The organism is Paracoccus sp. J39 (assembly GCF_000518925.1).
Classification (GTDB): domain Bacteria; phylum Pseudomonadota; class Alphaproteobacteria; order Rhodobacterales; family Rhodobacteraceae; genus Paracoccus.
The window spans coordinates 256,324-272,550 of sequence record NZ_JAEN01000002.1; the positions used below are offsets into that span (position 1 = coordinate 256,324).

The 16,227-nt window shown below is 68.2% G+C and carries 17 protein-coding genes; 12 read left to right on the top strand and 5 right to left on the bottom strand.

The window, feature by feature from the left end; genetic code table 11:
* Positions 1-52 precede the first annotated feature (52 nt).
* Positions 53-1,474 (bottom strand): metalloprotease TldD, encoded by a 1,422-nt coding sequence (tldD, locus tag L632_RS0103205; RefSeq protein WP_028716355.1) that lies wholly within the window; start codon positions 1,472-1,474, stop codon positions 53-55.
* Between the two features lie 164 nt (positions 1,475-1,638).
* Here tldD and coxB point away from each other — a divergent pair, with 164 nt between their 5' ends.
* The 10 genes from coxB (at position 1,639) to L632_RS0103255 (ending at position 10,522) form a co-directional block, all read left to right on the top strand.
* On the top strand, positions 1,639-2,532 hold the full coding sequence (gene coxB, locus L632_RS0103210; protein WP_036697134.1) for a cytochrome c oxidase subunit II: 894 nt from the start codon (positions 1,639-1,641) through the stop codon (positions 2,530-2,532).
* Positions 2,533-2,541: 9 nt separating this feature from the next.
* On the top strand, positions 2,542-3,459 hold the full coding sequence (gene cyoE / locus L632_RS0103215; protein ID WP_028712613.1) for a heme o synthase: 918 nt from the start codon (positions 2,542-2,544) through the stop codon (positions 3,457-3,459).
* Positions 3,459-3,728, top strand: coding sequence for a hypothetical protein (locus L632_RS0103220; protein ID WP_036697227.1), 270 nt, complete (start codon positions 3,459-3,461; stop codon positions 3,726-3,728). Before cyoE ends, L632_RS0103220 begins: the two co-directional genes overlap by 1 nt.
* The gene (locus tag L632_RS0103225) at positions 3,725-4,309 is read left to right on the top strand and encodes a cytochrome c oxidase assembly protein (protein WP_028712615.1); all 585 of its coding nucleotides are present in this window, start codon (positions 3,725-3,727) and stop codon (positions 4,307-4,309) included. Before L632_RS0103220 ends, L632_RS0103225 begins: the two co-directional genes overlap by 4 nt.
* A 34-nt stretch (positions 4,310-4,343) precedes the next feature.
* Positions 4,344-5,144 (top strand): cytochrome c oxidase subunit 3, encoded by an 801-nt coding sequence (locus L632_RS0103230; RefSeq protein WP_028712616.1) that lies wholly within the window; start codon positions 4,344-4,346, stop codon positions 5,142-5,144.
* 65 nt (positions 5,145-5,209) lie between these two features.
* On the top strand, positions 5,210-5,881 hold the full coding sequence (locus L632_RS0103235) for an SURF1 family protein (RefSeq protein WP_028712617.1): 672 nt from the start codon (positions 5,210-5,212) through the stop codon (positions 5,879-5,881).
* A 9-nt stretch (positions 5,882-5,890) separates the two neighbouring features.
* On the top strand, positions 5,891-7,279 hold the full coding sequence (gene thrC, locus L632_RS0103240; protein WP_028712618.1) for a threonine synthase: 1,389 nt from the start codon (positions 5,891-5,893) through the stop codon (positions 7,277-7,279).
* Complete coding sequence (locus L632_RS0103245) at positions 7,276-8,541, top strand: pitrilysin family protein (protein ID WP_028712619.1); 1,266 nt, start codon at positions 7,276-7,278, stop codon at positions 8,539-8,541. Before thrC ends, L632_RS0103245 begins: the two co-directional genes overlap by 4 nt.
* The gene (locus tag L632_RS0103250; RefSeq protein ID WP_028716356.1) at positions 8,541-9,122 is read left to right on the top strand and encodes a GNAT family N-acetyltransferase; all 582 of its coding nucleotides are present in this window, start codon (positions 8,541-8,543) and stop codon (positions 9,120-9,122) included. Before L632_RS0103245 ends, L632_RS0103250 begins: the two co-directional genes overlap by 1 nt.
* Complete coding sequence (locus L632_RS0103255; protein ID WP_028716357.1) at positions 9,122-10,522, top strand: FAD-binding oxidoreductase; 1,401 nt, start codon at positions 9,122-9,124, stop codon at positions 10,520-10,522. Before L632_RS0103250 ends, L632_RS0103255 begins: the two co-directional genes overlap by 1 nt.
* On the opposite strand, the gene L632_RS0103260 is transcribed toward L632_RS0103255, so the two are convergent.
* On the bottom strand, positions 10,485-11,396 hold the full coding sequence (locus L632_RS0103260) for a LysR family transcriptional regulator (protein WP_028716358.1): 912 nt from the start codon (positions 11,394-11,396) through the stop codon (positions 10,485-10,487). The two genes, L632_RS0103255 and L632_RS0103260, sit on opposite strands and share 38 nt — an antisense overlap.
* A 111-nt stretch (positions 11,397-11,507) precedes the next feature.
* On the opposite strand from L632_RS0103260, the gene L632_RS0103265 reads away from it, so the two are divergent.
* Positions 11,508-11,933: a DoxX family protein gene (locus L632_RS0103265; protein WP_051416193.1), complete on the top strand. Its 426-nt coding sequence runs from the start codon at positions 11,508-11,510 to the stop codon at positions 11,931-11,933.
* 126 nt (positions 11,934-12,059) lie between these two features.
* Positions 12,060-13,562 (top strand): acetyl-CoA hydrolase/transferase family protein, encoded by a 1,503-nt coding sequence (locus L632_RS0103270; RefSeq protein ID WP_028712624.1) that lies wholly within the window; start codon positions 12,060-12,062, stop codon positions 13,560-13,562.
* Positions 13,563-13,671: 109 nt separating this feature from the next.
* Here L632_RS0103270 and L632_RS0103275 read toward each other — a convergent pair whose 3' ends face one another.
* The 3 genes from L632_RS0103275 to L632_RS0103285 are packed head-to-tail and all read right to left on the bottom strand — an operon-like array spanning position 13,672 to position 16,181.
* Positions 13,672-14,454, bottom strand: coding sequence for a MetQ/NlpA family ABC transporter substrate-binding protein (locus L632_RS0103275; protein ID WP_028712625.1), 783 nt, complete (start codon positions 14,452-14,454; stop codon positions 13,672-13,674).
* A gap of 16 nt (positions 14,455-14,470) precedes the next feature.
* Positions 14,471-15,145, bottom strand: a complete 675-nt coding sequence (locus tag L632_RS0103280; RefSeq protein ID WP_028712626.1) for a methionine ABC transporter permease — start codon at positions 15,143-15,145, stop codon at positions 14,471-14,473.
* Positions 15,135-16,181, bottom strand: coding sequence for a methionine ABC transporter ATP-binding protein (locus tag L632_RS0103285; protein WP_028712627.1), 1,047 nt, complete (start codon positions 16,179-16,181; stop codon positions 15,135-15,137). The genes L632_RS0103280 and L632_RS0103285 overlap by 11 nt, the downstream gene beginning before the upstream one ends.
* Positions 16,182-16,227 lie beyond the last annotated feature (46 nt).

The window sequence follows — 16,227 nt, forward strand, 5'->3', positions numbered from 1 at the left end:
AGAATGGGTTAGCCGGGGAAAATTTCTTTCAACGCCTTGAGACAACACCGGATTATGAGGCAGAGCCGCCGATGGTCAGCCCGCCGATGCGCAGCGTGGGCAGGCCGACTCCGACCGGGACCCATTGTCCCTGCTTGCCGCAATTGCCGATTCCCGGGTCCAGAGACAGGTCGTTGCCGATGGCGCGGATCTGCTGCAAGGCGGTGGCGCCGTCGCCGATCAGCGTCGCGCCGCGGATCGGGTCGCCGACCTGGCCGTTCCTGACGCGATAGGCCTCGGTGCAGGAAAACACGAACTTGCCGTTGGTGATGTCCACCTGGCCGCCGCCGAAACCCACCGCATAGATCCCGTCCTCGAGCCCGGCGAGGATCGAGGCCGGGTCGTCCGGCCCTGCCAGCATGAAGGTATTGGTCATGCGCGGCATCGGCGCATGGGCATAGCTCTGCCGCCGGCCGTTGCCGGTCGGCGCCACTCCCATCAGCCGGGCGTTCTGGCGGTCCTGCATGTAGCCGACCAGAATCCCGTCCTCGATCAGCACGTTGCGGCCGGGCGCCGTGCCCTCGTCATCGACCGAGATCGAGCCGCGCCGGTCCGGGATGGTGCCGTCGTCCACCACGGTCACGCCCGGCGCCGCGACGCGCTGGCCCATCAGCCCGGCGAAGGCCGAATGGCCCTTGCGGTTGAAATCGCCTTCCAACCCGTGGCCGACGGCCTCGTGCAGCAGGATGCCGGGCCAGCCGGGGCCCAGCACCACGTCCATCACCCCGGCGGGCGCGGGGACCGAGCGCAGGTTGACCAGCGCGATGCGCAGCGCCTCGCGCGCCAGCCCCTGCCAGTGCTCGGGCGCGATCAGCCCCTCCAGCGCGACGCGGCCGCCGCCGCCGGCGGTTCCCGATTCGCGGCGGGCGTTGGATTCCGCGATCACCGAGACGTTCAGCCGCGCCATCGGCCGGATGTCGGTGGCAAGCCCGCCCTCGGGGCGCAGGATCGCCACCTCCTGCACCGAGGTGGCGATGCTGGCCGAGACCTGCACCACCCGCGGGTCGAGCCCGCGCGCAAAGGCGTCGATTTCCCGCAGCAGCGCCACGCGGGCGGCGAAGGGCACGGCCTCGGCCGGATCGATGGCGGCATAAAGCGGCCGGATCTCGCCCTCCGGGGGCAGGGCCAGCGTGCCGCCGCCGCTGCCCACCGCAAGGCGCACGGTCTCGGCGGCCGTCTTCAGCGACGCCTCGTCGATCTCGGTCGAATGGGCGTAGCCGGTGACCTCGCCTCGCACGGCGCGCAGGCCGAAGCCCTGCTCGGCATCGTAGCTGGCGGTGCGCAGGCGGCCGTCGTCATAGACCAGCGCCTCGGATCGCGAGCGTTCCAGGAACAGCTCGCCGTCGTCGGCCCCGGACAGGGCGTCGCGCAGGATGCGCAGCGCGCGGTCCTGGTCGAGATGCGTGCGGAAGGGCGAAAACGAAGCGTCTGTCATGGAACCTGTCCTTGCCTTCCTGCCTCGCCTAGGGGTTTTTTGGTCGGAAGTCGATAGGTATGGCTTGCCCGCCGGGGTAAGATATGGTTCTGGTGCAGCACCGATGCCGGCCGGGCCGCAAGACCATGGCCTGCCGGCGGCACTGTAGGCAACGGGATGGGAAGATGGCGATTGCGACGATGCGCCGCGGATTTGCGGCGGTGACGGGCCTTGGACTTGCGACGATGACGGCCGTTCCGGCCATGGCGCAGGACGTGCTGGGCGACCTGCCCGTGATCGGCAAGCCGGTGAACGGCGGCATGGGCTTCCAGCCGGCATCCAGCCCGCTGGCGCATGACCAGCAATGGCTGGATCATTTCGTGCTCTACATCATCACCGCCGTGACGATCTTCGTCTGCCTTCTGCTGCTGATCTGCATCGTCCGCTACAACCGCCGGGCGAATCCGGTGCCGGCGCGCTTCACCCACAACACCCCGATCGAGGTGATCTGGACCCTGGTTCCGGTGCTGATCCTGGTGGCCATCGGCGCCTTCTCGCTGCCGATCCTGTTCCGCAGCCAGGAAATGCCCAACGACCCGGACCTGGTGATCAAGGCCATCGGCCACCAGTGGTATTGGTCCTATGAATATCCCAATGACGGCGTGGCCTTCGACGCACTGATGCTGGAGAAGGACGCGCTGGCCGATGCCGGTTACTCCGAGGACGAATACCTGCTGGCCACCGACAACCCGGTCGTGGTGCCGGTCGGCAAGAAGGTGCTGGTCCAGGTGACCGCGACCGACGTGATCCACGCCTGGACCGTCCCGGCCTTCGCCGTCAAGCAGGACGCCGTGCCGGGCCGCATCGCGCAGCTGTGGTTCTCGGTCGATGAGGAAGGCGTCTATTTCGGCCAGTGCTCGGAACTTTGCGGCATCAACCACGCCTATATGCCCATCGTGGTCAAAGCCGTCAGCCAGGAGAAATACGACGCCTGGCTGGCCGGCGCGAAGGAAGAATTCGCCGCCGACGCCTCGGATTACCTGCCGGCCAAGCCCGTCCAGCTGGCTTCGGCGGAGTAAGGTCGGGCCGTGGCCGATATCAACGCATATGAGGGGCCCGCAGAGGCGGGCTTCGGCGACTATGTCGCGCTGCTGAAGCCGCGGGTCATGTCCCTGGTGGTGTTCACGGCCTTCGTCGGGCTGTGGATCGCCCCGCAGCCGGTCAACCCCTTCGTCGCCTTCTGCGCGGTGCTGTTCATCGCGCTGGGGGGCGGCGCTTCGGGCGCCCTCAACATGTGGTATGACGCCGATATCGACGCGGTGATGAAGCGGACCGCGGGCCGTCCCGTGCCTTCGGGCCGCGTCGCCCCGCAGGAGGCGCTGGCGGTCGGCATTGCCCTGTCCGGTCTGTCGGTGATGATGCTGGGGCTGGCGGCGAACTGGTTCGCGGCCGGGTTCCTGGCCTTCACCATCTTCTTCTATGCCGTGGTCTATACGATCTGGCTGAAGCGCTCGACGCCGCAGAACATCGTCATCGGCGGCGCGGCCGGGGCCTTCCCGCCGATGATCGGCTGGGCCTGCGCCACCGGCGGCATCAGCCTGGAATCGCTTCTGATGTTCGCGCTGATCTTCTTCTGGACGCCGCCGCATTTCTGGGCCCTGGCGCTGTTCATGAAGGAGGATTACTCCAAGGCCGGCGTGCCGATGCTGACCGTGACCCACGGCCGCAAGGTGACGCGCCGCCACATCTTCGCCTATACGCTGGTGCTGGCGCCCTTCGCGATCTGGCTGGGCTTCACCTCGGTCGGCGGGCCGCTCTACCTGGCGGTCTCGGTGGTGCTGAACGCGCTGTTCATCGCCGGCGGCTGGCGCATCCTGCGCCGCAACGAGGACGAGGCCCGGGCCGACGGCTACAAGGTCGAGAAGCGCTATTTCCGCCTGTCGCTTTATTACACATTCCTGCATTTCCTGGCGCTGCTGATCCAGCATTGGGTGGGGGGATGGTGATGCTGCCCCAGGTCGAACACGAATTGCACAAGCGCCGGCGCAGCCGCAACATCGGCCTTCTGGTCGTGCTGCTGGCCTTCGTGGCGCTGGTCTTCGGGCTCTCGGTGGTCAAGATCACCCAGGGCGACATGATGCAGGGCTACGACCACCGCCCGCGCGCCTCGATGCTGCCCGAGGATCCGAACCCGCCGGCGCGCAACCCCGCGCCCGTCGCGGCGCCGGGCGTCCCGGCCGCCGGGCAGGGCGCGCCGCAGGAGGCAGGCCAATGACCGACAAGCCAAGATCGAACGGCCGCACCGTGGCCATGCTGGCCGGCGTCGTGGTGCTGATGGGCGCGCTCAGCTGGGCGGCGGTGCCGTTCTATTCCTGGTTCTGCAAGGTGACCGGCTTCGGCGGCACCACCAACGTGGCCGAGGCGGCCTCGGACACCGTGCTGGACGAAAAGATCCGCGTGCGCTTCGACGCCAATGTCGATCCCAATCTCGGCTGGACCTTCCGTCCGATGCAGCGCGAGATCGAACTGAAGATCGGCGAGAACGCCATCGCCTTCTACGAGGCGATCAACAATACCGACGAGCCCGTCACCGGCACGGCCAGCTATAACGTGGCGCCGGATGCCGCAGGCTATTTCTTCAACAAGATCGAATGCTTCTGCTTTACCGAGCAGGTGCTGCAACCGGGTGAGCGGGTCGAGATGCCGGTCAGCTTCTTCGTCGATGCCGATCTGGTCAAAGACCGCGACGCGGGCCGCATCCGCGACATCACCCTGTCCTATACCTTCCACCGGACCGATCCGCCGGCGCCGAAACAGGCGGCGCTGGACCGGAAGACGGAACCGACCGTAAACTGAGCAACAAGAACCAGCAACAGCCGGGAATGCAGCCATGGCCCATGTAAAGAACCACGACTATCAGATTCTGCCGCCATCGATCTGGCCCTTCCTCGGCGCGGTCGGCGCCTTCGTGATGCTGACCGGGGCGGTCATGTGGATGAAGGGCGGTGCGCCCTGGCTGTTCCTGATCGGTCTGGTGGGCGTGCTCTATGTGATGTTCGGCTGGTGGGCGGACGTGGTGCGCGAGGGCGAGTCGGGCGAACATACCCCGGTCGTGCGCATCGGCCTGCAATACGGCTTCATCCTGTTCATCATGTCCGAGGTGATGTTCTTCGTCGCCTGGTTCTGGGCCTTCATCAAGAACGCCATGTATCCGATGGGGCCGGACAGCCCGATCAAGGACGGCGTCTGGCCGCCGGAAGGCATCGTCACCTTCGACCCCTGGCACCTGCCGCTGATCAACACGTTGATCCTGCTCTTGTCGGGCGTCGCCGTGACCTGGGCCCACCACGCCTTCGTGCACGAGGGCGACCGCAAGACCACGATCAACGGCCTGATCGTCGCGGTGATCCTGGGCATCTGCTTCACCGGCCTGCAGGCCTATGAATACAGCCATGCCGCCTTCGGCCTGGCCGACACGGTCTATGCCGGCACCTTCTACATGGCCACCGGCTTCCACGGCGCGCATGTCATCATCGGCACGATCTTCCTGTTCGTCTGCCTGATCCGCCTGCTGCGCGGCCAGATGACCCAGCAGCAGCATGTCGGCTTCGAGGCCGCCGCCTGGTACTGGCACTTCGTCGACGTGGTCTGGCTGTTCCTCTTCGTCGTGATCTATATCTGGGGCCGCTGATCCCGACTGACATTTCCACGGCGCGGGGCAGGAGTTCCCGCGCCGTTTGCTTTGGAGGCCCGCCCATGCGCCGTTACCTGTTCCCGCTGATCGTCGGCGTGGCGGGCTGCGCCATCCTGATCTCGCTTGGCCTCTGGCAGCTCAAGCGGCTGGACTGGAAGGAGGGCATGATCGCCCAGATCCAGAGCCGGATCGAGGGCCGGCCCGTGCCCTTGCCCGCGGCGGTGGACCCGTCGATGAAATATCTGCCGGTGCTGGTCTCGGGCCAGACCACGGGCGAGGAGATCGACGTGCTCTCCGGCACGCGCGAGTCGGGCGGCGGCTATCAGGTCGTCTCGGGCTTCGTCACCGATGACGGGCGCAAGATCCTGCTTGACCGCGGCTTCGTCGACCAGGACCATAAGCGCGACCCGCGCCCGCCCACGCGGCTGGAGGTGGCGGGGAACCTGCACTGGCCCGACGAGAAGGGCAGCGCCACGCCCGCGCCCAACCTGGCCGAGAATGTCTGGTTCGCCCGCGACGTGCCCGCCATGGCCGCGCAGCTGGGGACCGAGCCGATCCTGGTGGTCGCGGCCGAGGTCCGCGGCGATGCGCAGGGCGTCGCGCCGATCCCGGTGGCGGTCGAGGGCATCCCGAACAATCACCTGAGCTATGCCGTGCAATGGTTCATGATCGCTGCGGTCTGGGCAGGGATGACAGTGGCGCTGATCTGGCGTATCAGGCAGCGGCAATTCTAGGGGGACGCGATGCGTTACGTTTCGACTCGGGGGCGGGCTCCGGTCCTGGACTTCGAACAGGCGATGATGACCGGGCTGGCGCGGGACGGCGGGCTGTATCTGCCCGAGGCGATCCCGATGTTCTCGGCCGAGGAGATCGCCCGCTTCGAGGGCCTGCCCTATGAGGAGGTCGCGCGCCGCGTCACCAGCCCCTTCGTCGGCGAAAGCTTCAGCGATGCCGAGCTGCGGGATGCCATCGCCCGCGCCTATCAGGCATTCGACCACATCGCCCGCGCGCCGCTGGTCCAGCTTGCCCCCGGCCATCACCTGCTAGAGCTGTTCCACGGCCCCACGCTGGCCTTCAAGGACTTCGCCATGCAGCTGATCGGCCAGCTGTTCCAGCTGGCGCTGGCGCGCTCGGGGCAGCGGGTCACGATCCTGGGCGCGACCTCGGGCGATACCGGCTCGGCCGCCATCGAGGCGTTCAAGGGCCTGCCCAACGTGGACGTGTTCATCATGTATCCGCATGGCCGCGTCAGCGAGGTGCAGCGCAGGCAGATGTCCACGCCCGCCGAGGCCAATGTCCACGCGCTGGCCGTCGACGGCACATTCGACGACTGCCAGGCGCGGCTGAAGGACCTGTTCAACGACCACGGCTTCCGCGACGCCGTCGGGCTTGCGGGCGTGAACTCGATCAACTGGGCGCGGGTGCTGGCGCAGATCGTCTATTACTTCACCGCCGCCGTCAGCCTGGGCGCGCCGGGCCGCGCGGTGGACTTCACCGTGCCGACCGGGAATTTCGGCGATGTCTTCGCCGGCTCCATCGCCAAGGCCATGGGTCTGCCCATCGGCCGGCTGGTCGTGGCCACCAACCAGAACGACATCCTGCACCGGGCGCTGACCGGCGGCGAATACCGGGTGGGCACGGTCGCGCCCTCGATCAGCCCCTCGATGGACATCCAGGTCAGCTCGAACTTCGAGCGCGCGCTGTGGCTGGCCTACGGCCACGACGGCAATGCCGTGGCGGCGCTGATGGAGGAACTGAAATCCGGCGGCTTCGCCATCAGCCAGGGCGCGCTGCAGGCGCTGCGCGAGACCTATGTCTCGGGCCGCGCCTCCGAGGAGGAAACCACCGCGATGATCGCCACTATCCGCGCGGAGACGGGCGAGGTGATCTGCCCGCATACCGCCGTCGCCGTGAAGGTGGCGCGCGAGCATCTGCGGCCGGGCGTGCCAATGATCTCGCTTTCGACCGCGCATCCGGCGAAATTCCCCGATGCGGTCGAGGCCGCCGTGGGCATCCGCCCGCCTCTGCCGCCGCATATGGCCGACCTTTTCGACCGCGACGAGCGCATCACCCGTATTGCAAACGACGCCGAGGCCATTAAATCGCTGATCCTTGAACGGAGAACAGCTTGAATCAGATCCGCATCAGCACCTTGCCCAACGGCCTGCGCGTCGTCAGCCGCGACATGCCCGGCCTGCACTCCGCCGCCATCGGCATCTGGGTCAATGCCGGCTGCCGCGACGAGCGCGCCGAGCAGAACGGCATCGCCCATTTCCTGGAGCATATGGCCTTCAAGGGCACCGCCCGGCGCAGCGCGCTGGAGATCGTCGAGTCGATCGAGAATGTCGGCGGCTATATCAACGCCTATACCTCGCGCGACGTGACCTCCTATTACGCGCGGGTGCTGGCGGGGGATGTCGAGCTGGCCCTGGACGTCATCTCGGACATCGTGATGAATCCGGTTTTCGACCAGCGCGAGATCGAGGTCGAGCGCGGCGTGATCCTGCAAGAGATCGGCCAGGCGCTGGACACGCCCGACGACGTGATCTTCGACTGGCTGCAAGAGGCCGCCTATCCCGACCAGCCCATGGGCCGCACCATCCTAGGCCCGGCCGAGCGGGTCAGCCGCTTCGAGCGCGCCGACCTGTCGGGCTTCATCACCGAGCATTACGGCCCCGAGCGCATGATCGTCGCCGCCGCCGGCGCGGTGGACCATGACCGCATCCTGCGCCAGGTCGAGGCGATCTTCGGCCATCTGCCGGCCCGCAAGCTGACCACGCGCGAGCCCGCCCGCTGGCAAGGCGCCGAGGCCCGCCGCGTCAAGGGGCTGGAGCAGGCGCATTTCGCGCTGGCCTTCGAGGGGCCGGGCTATCAGGCGCCGGATTTCTACGCCGCGCAGATCTGGACCTCGGCGGTGGGGGGCGGCATGTCCTCGCGCCTGTTCCAGAAGCTGCGCGAGGAAAAGGGCCTGTGCTATTCGATCTTCGCGCAAAGCGGCTTCCATGACGATACCGGCATGGTGACGATCTATGCCGGCACCTCGGGCGAGCAGATCGCCGACCTGGCGACGCTGACCGTGGACGAGCTGAAGCGGTCGGCCGAGGACATGACCGAGGCCGAGGTGGCCCGCGCGCGGGCGCAGCTCAAGGCCGGGCTGCTGATGGGGCTGGAAAGCCCGACCGGGCAGGCCGAGCGCATGGCGCGCTCGCTCTCGATCTGGGGCCGGGTGCCCGATCCCGCCGAGGTGGCCGAGCGCATCGACGCGGTCAGCGTCGCCGATATCCGCGCCCATGCCGAGCATCTGATCGCCCATGCCCGCCCGGCGCTGGCGCTTTACGGGCCGGTCGAGGGCGCGCCCTCGCGCGAGGTGCTGGCCGAAAGGCTTGCCGCCTGATGTTCTTGCGCCGCCGTCCGCCGCGCCTGGAAACCGAGCGGATGGTGCTGCGCCTGCCGGCGCATGCGGATTTCGGGGCCTGGATGGCGCTGCGCATCGAAAGCCGCGCCTTCCTGACCCCGTGGGAGCCGGTCTGGGCGCCCGACCACCTGACCAAGCGCAGCTTCACCAACCGGGTCTATTGGGCGCAGCGCGCCAGCCGCAACGGCACGGCGCTGCCCTTGTTCCTGATCCGGCGCGATGGCACGCTTTTGGGCGCGATCACGCTGGACAACATCCGCCGCGGCCCGGCGCAATCGGCGACCATCGGCTATTGGATCGGCCAGCCCTTCGCCCGGCAGGGCTATATGCGCGAGGCCATCGGCACGCTGGTGCAGCACGCCTTCACCGGGATGGACCTGAGCCGCATCGAAGCCGCCTGCCTGCCCGAGAACACCCCCTCGCGCGGGGTGCTGGAACGTTCCGGCTTCAAGTATGAAGGCGTGGCGCAAAGCTATCTGCAGATCAACGGCCGCTGGCGCAACCATGTGCTTTACGCCAACCTGCGCCACGACCGGCGCGGCAAGACCGAGGTGCGCTGATGCTGAATCCCGCCGACGAAACGCTGGCCGCGCGCCTGCCCGAAGGCGTGCTGCGCGAGGTGACGCCCGCCTATCTGGAGGAGCCGCGCGGCCGCTATCTGGGCCGGGCCGGGCTGGTCGCCGCGCCGCGCAGCACGGATGAGGTCGCCGCCGTGGTCCGTGCCTGCGCCGAGGCCCGCGTCGCCATCGTCCCGCGCGGCGGCGGCACCGGCCTGGTCTCGGGGCAGGTCATGCCGGATGGCCCTGTGCCGCTGATCCTGTCGCTGGAGCGGATGACCGCGCTGCGCGGCATCTGGCCCGAAGAGAATGTGCTGGTGGCCGAGGCCGGCATGACCCTGCAGGCCGTGCGCGATGCGGCGGAAGCGGCGGGGCGGCTGTTCCCGCTGTCGCTGGCCAGCCAGGGCACCGCGGCCATCGGCGGCTGCCTTGCGACCAATGCCGGCGGCGTCACCGCGCTGCGCTATGGCACCGCGCGGGCGCTGTGCCTGGGGGTCGAGGCGGTGCTGCCCGACGGGTCCATCGTCCACGACCTGAAGCGGCTGCGCAAGGACAATACCGGCTACGACCTGCGCGACCTCTTGATCGGGGCCGAGGGCACGCTGGGCATCGTCACCGCCGCCAGCCTCAAGCTGGTGGTGCCACCGCCGGGGATCGGCACCGCCATGCTGCAGGTGCCCTCGCCCGAGGCGGCGCTGACGCTCTTGTCGCTGGCCGAGGGGCGCATGGCCGGCGGCGTCACCGCCTTCGAGCTGATCGGCGGCCAGGGGCTGGCCTTCCTGGCCGAGGTGCTGCCCGAGATCCGCCAGCCGCTGCCCGGCGCCGAATGGTCGGTGCTGATCGAGGTCGGCCTGCCCGAGGGGCTGGCCCCCGAGGCGGCGCTGGAAGGGCTGCTGATCGACGCCATGGAGCGCGGCCTGGTCTCCGACGGGGTGATCGCGCAATCGGGGGCGCAGGCGGCCGGTTTCTGGCACCTGCGCGAACATATCCCCGAGGCGAACCGCCGCATCGGCGCCGTCGCCAGCCACGACATCAGCCTGCCGCTGTCGGAAATCGCCGGCTTCATCCGCGACGCCGGCGCGCGGCTTGCGGGCGAGGGGCTGCGCATCAACTGCTTCGGGCATCTGGGCGACGGCAACCTGCACTACAACCTGTTCCCGGCGCGGGGGCGCAATCGCGCGGATTACGACGACCGCCGCAAGGCGCTGTCGCTTCTGGTGCATCAGATGGTGGTGGATCGCGGCGGCTCCTTCTCGGCCGAGCACGGGGTCGGGCGGCTGAAGGTCGGCGACCTGGAACGCTGGGGCGATCCGGCGCGGCTGGCGGCCATGCGGGCGATCAAGGCCACGCTGGACCCGCTGGGCATCATGAATCCGGGCGCGGTGCTTTCAGCAGCGGCGTAAGCCGCGCCCGAAGGTGGTCCAGATAGGCCGAAAGCCGCGGCGGCATGAAGGGCTGCGGCAGGTAGAGCGCCTGGATGTCAAGCTGCGGCCGCAGGAAATCCGGCAGCAGCCGCTGCAGCCGGCCCTGGGCCACGTCCTGCGCCACGACGAAGCTGGGGATCAGCGCCACGCCCTCGCCCTCCAGCACCAGTTTCCGCACCGCCTGGGCGCTGTTCACGGTGATGCGGCCGGGCAGGGGGATGCTGACCGCCTTGCCCTCGATCAGGAAGATCGCCCGGCCGGGATTCTGCGTATTGCTGTCGCGGATGTTCACATGCTCGCGCAGGTCCTCGGGACGGGCGGGGCGCGGATGCCTGTCCAGATAGGCGGGGCTCGCCACCGCCCAGGCCTCGGCCTGGCCGATGCGGCGGGCGATCAGGCTGGAATCGGCCAGCTGGCCGATGCGCAGCGCCAGGTCGAAGCCCTCGGCAGCCAGATCGACATAGCGGTCGGTCAGGTTCAGGTCGATCTCGATCCCAGGATGGCCGGCGGTGAAGTCGCGGGTCAGGGTGGTGGCGAACATCTCGCCGAAGGCCACCGGGGCGCTGATGCGCAGCCGTCCGGTCAGCATCCCCTCCTCGGCATGGGCCTGCGCGTCCAGTTCCTCGACCGCCGCCAGCACCCGGCGGGCCGCCGCAAGGTAACGCTCGCCCGCCGGGGTCAGCGACAGGGCGCGGGTGGTGCGGTTCAGAAGCGTGACGCCCTGCTGCCCTTCCAGCGCCGCGACATATTTGCTGACCAGCTTGTTCGAGATCCCCAGCCGCTCGCCCGCCCGGGTGAACGAGCCGGCATCGACCACGGCAACAAAGGCGCGGATGCCGTCGATCCTGTCCATTCCATCCCCGTATCGGCGACAATATTTCCATGAATATGGCAATTTTCGCGACAATCGCCAAGGGCTATCTGTCGGGCAACGGACATGCGAACAGTTGCAAGGAAACACATCATGACCGACCTTAGCCCAAGCGCCCCGGCCCTGGCCGAGCGCAATGCCGACATCGCCGCCTTCATCCTGCGGGTCTCGACCGGGATCTGGTTCCTGGTCCACGGGCTGATCAAGCTGCTGGTCTTCACGCCTTCCGGAACCGCCGGCTATTTCCAGTCCATCGGCCTGCCGGGCATCCTGGGGCCGCTGACCATGCTGGCCGAGATCCTGGGCGGGCTGGCGCTGATCGCCGGCATCTTTACCCGCCAGGTCGCGCTCGCGCTGGCCGCCGTGCTGCTGGGCGCGGCCTGGTTCGGCCATGGCGGCGCGGGCTTCACCTTCAGCAATCCGGGCGGCGGCTGGGAGTATCCGGTGCTCTGGGCCGTGACCATGGTGGCGCTGGCGCTGCTGGGCGACGGGGCCTGGTCGCTGGGCCGGCGCCGCTGAGCCCTGCGCGAAACGATCTTGCCAGGGCCGGCCTTCGGGCCGGCCTTTCCTTGCGTGCATGGCTGGGTTGATTTGTCACTGCTGCGCAGAGGCCCTAATCATCCCGCCCAGATCAGGGAGGCTGCCATGACCGAGGATCACCTTCACCGCATCCGCCACAAGGCCCTGCGCGAGCGCGTGGTCAGCGCCGAAGAGGCCGCAAGCCTGATCCGCGACGGCATGGTGCTGGGCATGTCGGGCTTTACCCGCGCCGGCGAGGCCAAGGCGGTGCCCCTGGCTCTGGCCGAGCGCGCCAGGCGCGAGCCGCTGAAGGTGACGCTGATGACCGGGGCGTCGCTCGGCAACGACCTCGACAAGACCCTGGCCGAGGCGCAGGTGCTGTCGCGCCGCATCCCCTTCATGTCCGACCCGGCGCTGCGCCGTGCGATCAACGCCGGCGAGGTGATGTATATCGACCAGCACCTCTCCGAGACGGTCGAGCAGTTGCGCACCTGCCAGCTGCCGCCGGTGGACATCGCCATCGTCGAGGCGGTGGCGATCACCGAGACCGGCGGCATCGTCCCCACCACCTCGGTCGGCAATTCGGCAAGCTTCGCGCTGCTGGCCGAGAAGGTGATCGTCGAGATCAACCTGAGCCAGCCCGAGGCGCTGGAGGGGCTGCACGACATCTATATCCCCACCTATCGCCCCACCCGCACGCCGATCCCGGTGGTGACGCCGGAAAGCCGGGTCGGCTTTCCCTTCATCCCGGTGCCGCCCGAGCGCATCGCGGCCATCGTCGTCTCGACCAAGCTCGACTCCTCCTCGACGGTGCTGGATCCGGACGAGGAGACCCGCGCCATCGCCGGCCACCTGACCGAATTCCTGAAACACGAGGTGGCGCAGTCCCGGATGCCGGGCCACCTGCACCCGCTGCAGGCCGGCATCGGCACCATCGCCAACGCGGTGCTGCACGGGTTCATCGACAGCCCGTTCCACGACCTGACAATGTATTCCGAAGTCCTGCAGGATTCGACCTTCGACCTGATGGATGCGGGCAAGATGGTCTTTGCCTCGGGTTCCTCGATCACGCTCTCGGCGCCGAAATACCGCGAGGTGATGGCGCGGTTCCACGAGTTCAAGCCGCGGCTGGTGCTGCGTCCGCAGGAGATCTCGAACCACCCCGAGGTGGTGCGGCGGCTGGGGCTGATCTGCATCAACACGGCGCTGGAATTCGACCTTTACGGCAACGTGAACTCGACCCATGTCATGGGCACGCAGATGATGAACGGCATCGGCGGTTCGGGGGATTTCGCGAGGAACGCCTATCTGTCGGTTTTCGTGACGAAGTCCATGGCCAAGGCCGGGGCCATCTCCTCGGTGGTGCCGATGGTCAGCCATGTCGACCATACCGAGCATGACGTGGACATCCTGGTCACAGAGCAGGGGCTGGCCGACCTGCGCGGCCTTGCGCCGCGCGAGCGGGCGCGGGTGGTCCTGCAGAACTGCGTGGCCCCGGAATGGCGCGATGCGCTGGCGGATTACCACGACCGGGCGCTGGCGCGGGGCGGGCATACGCCGCATCTGATCGAGGAGGCGCTGAGCTGGCACGACCGGCTGCGCCGCACCGGCAGCATGAGGCCGGAATGAGCAAACGCCCCGCAGTATCGGCGGGGCGTTTCCTTGTGGCGCGGGGGATGGGGGCTCTGCCCCCGTCGCGTGCCGCGACTCCCCCGGGGTATTTGGGAAACCGAGAAGGTCACCAAGCCGGGATGACGGCGCCCTGGTATTTCTCCTCGATGAACTGCTTCACCGCCGGGTCGTGATAGGCCTCGACCAGTTGCTTGGCCCAGGGGGCGTCCTCGTCGCCCTGGCGCACCACGATGATGTTGGCATAGGGGCTGTCGGCCTTTTCCATGGCGATGGCGTCCTCGTTCGGGTTGAGGCCGGCATCCAACGCATAGTTGGTGTTGATGATGGCGATGTCGGCATCAGCCAGCGCGCGCGGCAGCTGCGCGGCCTCGAGTTCGAGGAAGCGCAGGTTCTTGGGATTCCCGGTCACGTCCAGCGGCGAGGGGGTGAGGCCGGTGCCGTCGGCCAGCGTGATCACGCCCTTGTCCTGCAGGATCAGCAGCGCGCGGCCGCCATTGGTCGGGTCGTTCGGAATCGCGACTTTGGCGCCTTCGGGCAGCTCGTCCAGCGATTTCAGCTTTTGCGAATAGACGCCCATCGGGGTGGTGATGGTCTTGGCGATGCTGACCAGCGCGAAGCCGCGGTCCTTGATCTGGTTGTCCAGATAGGGCTGGTGCTGGAAGCTGTTGGCCTGCAGGTCGCCATCGGCCAGCGCCTGGTTCGGCACTACGTAATCGGTGAATTCGACGATGTCGATGGTCAGGCCCTTGTCCTTGGCGACCTTGGCGACCTCTTCCATGATCTCGCCATGTTCGCCCGGAGAGACGCCGACCTTGATTTCCTCGGCGGCGGCCATGCCGGCGGCGAGGGCGAGGGCCGAGGTCAGGGCGGCAAGGCTGAATTTGCGCATGGGATGTCCTTTCAGGTTATCGGCCCCGGTTGCGGGGCGCGCGCTTGTCGAAACGGGCGGCGATCCATTCGCCGGCCGATTGCACCAGTTGCACCAGCACGATCAGGATCACGACTACGGCCAGCATCACCTCGGGCATGAAGCGCTGGTAGCCGTAGCGGATGCCGAGATCGCCCAGGCCCTCGCCGCCGACCGCGCCGACCATGGCCGAATAGCCGATCAGGCTGACCACGGCGAGCGTCAGGCCCAGGATGATGCCGGGCATCGCCTCGGGGATCAGCACCTTGCGCACGATCTGGCCGGGTGTCGCCCCCATGGCGCGGGCGGCTTCGATCAGGCCGGCATCGACCTCGCGGATGGCGGTCTCGATGAGGCGGGCGATGAAGGGGGCGGCCGCAATGGTCAGCGGCACGATGGCCGCGGTGGTGCCGATCGAGGTGCCGGCGATCAGCCGCGTGAAGGGGATGATCGCCACCACCAAGATGATGAAGGGCGTCGAGCGCGCCGCGTTCACGACCAGCCCCAGCACGGTGTTCAGCCAGGGCGCCGAGAGCAGCTCGCCCCGGCGCGAGGTGGCCAGGAACACGCCCAGCGGTCCGCCGATCAGCGTGCCGAGCAGCGTGGACATGGCGACCATGTAGAGCGTCTGCAGCGTCGCCTGCCAGAGGATCGGGATCAGGTTAGCCGACATAGCCAAGCACCTCGGTCAGAAGCCCGTGTTCTTCCAGGAAGCGGCGCGATTCCTCCAGCCGCTGGGCGGGCAGGGCGACGATCAGGCTGCCGAAGGGCCGGGTGCCGATCTCTTCGATGGCGCCGGCCAGGATGTTGACGCTGACCCCGCGTTCCGAGGTCAGCCGCGCCAGCATCGGGTCGGTCGCATGGCTGCCGATGAAGGTGACCTGCACCACTGCCTCGGCCTCGGGGCCCTGCGGCGCGTCCCGCATCTGGCCGGCGACGAATTGCGGCACGGCGACGCCGGTGACCCCGGTCAGGAAGGAGCGCGTGGTGGCATGGGCGGGTTTCGAGAACACCGCATAGGTCTCGCCCGTCTCGACGATGCGGCCGCCCTCGATCACCGCGACATGGCTGCAGATGTCGCGCACCACCGCCATTTCATGGGTGATGAGCAGGATGGTCAGGCCAAGCTCGCGGTTGATGGCTTGCAGCAGGTCCAGCACCTGCCGGGTGGTATCAGGGTCGAGGGCCGAGGTCGCCTCGTCCGACAGCAGCACGCGCGGCCCGGTGGCCAAGGCCCGGGCGATACCGACGCGCTGCTTCTGCCCGCCGGAAAGCTCGGCCGGGTAGCGGCCGGCCTGGGCGGTCAGGCCGACGCGCTCGATCAGCTCCGTGACACGGGGCGCGATCTTTGCGCGGTCCTCTCCGGCGATCTCCAGCGGCAGGGCGATGTTCTCGGCCACGGTGCGGCTGGCCAGCAGGTTGAAATGCTGGAAGATCATGCCGACCTCGCGGCGGATGCGGCGCAGGCTCGCATCCGAGGCGGCGCCCACGTCGCGCTCGTTCACGATCACCTTGCCGGCGCTGGGGCGCTCCAGCCCGTTCACCATGCGCAGCAGCGTCGACTTGCCGGCGCCGGATCGGCCGATGATGCCGGTGATCGCGCCCTGCGGCACGTCCAGCCAGATGTCGTGCAGCGCCACCACGTCGCTGCCGCCCTTTTGCGGATAGCGGCGCGTCACGCCCTGGAATGAGATTGCCGGCCCTGTCATCGCCCCTGCCTTGAATGTCAGGCGAGACCTATGCCTGCCGGGCCGG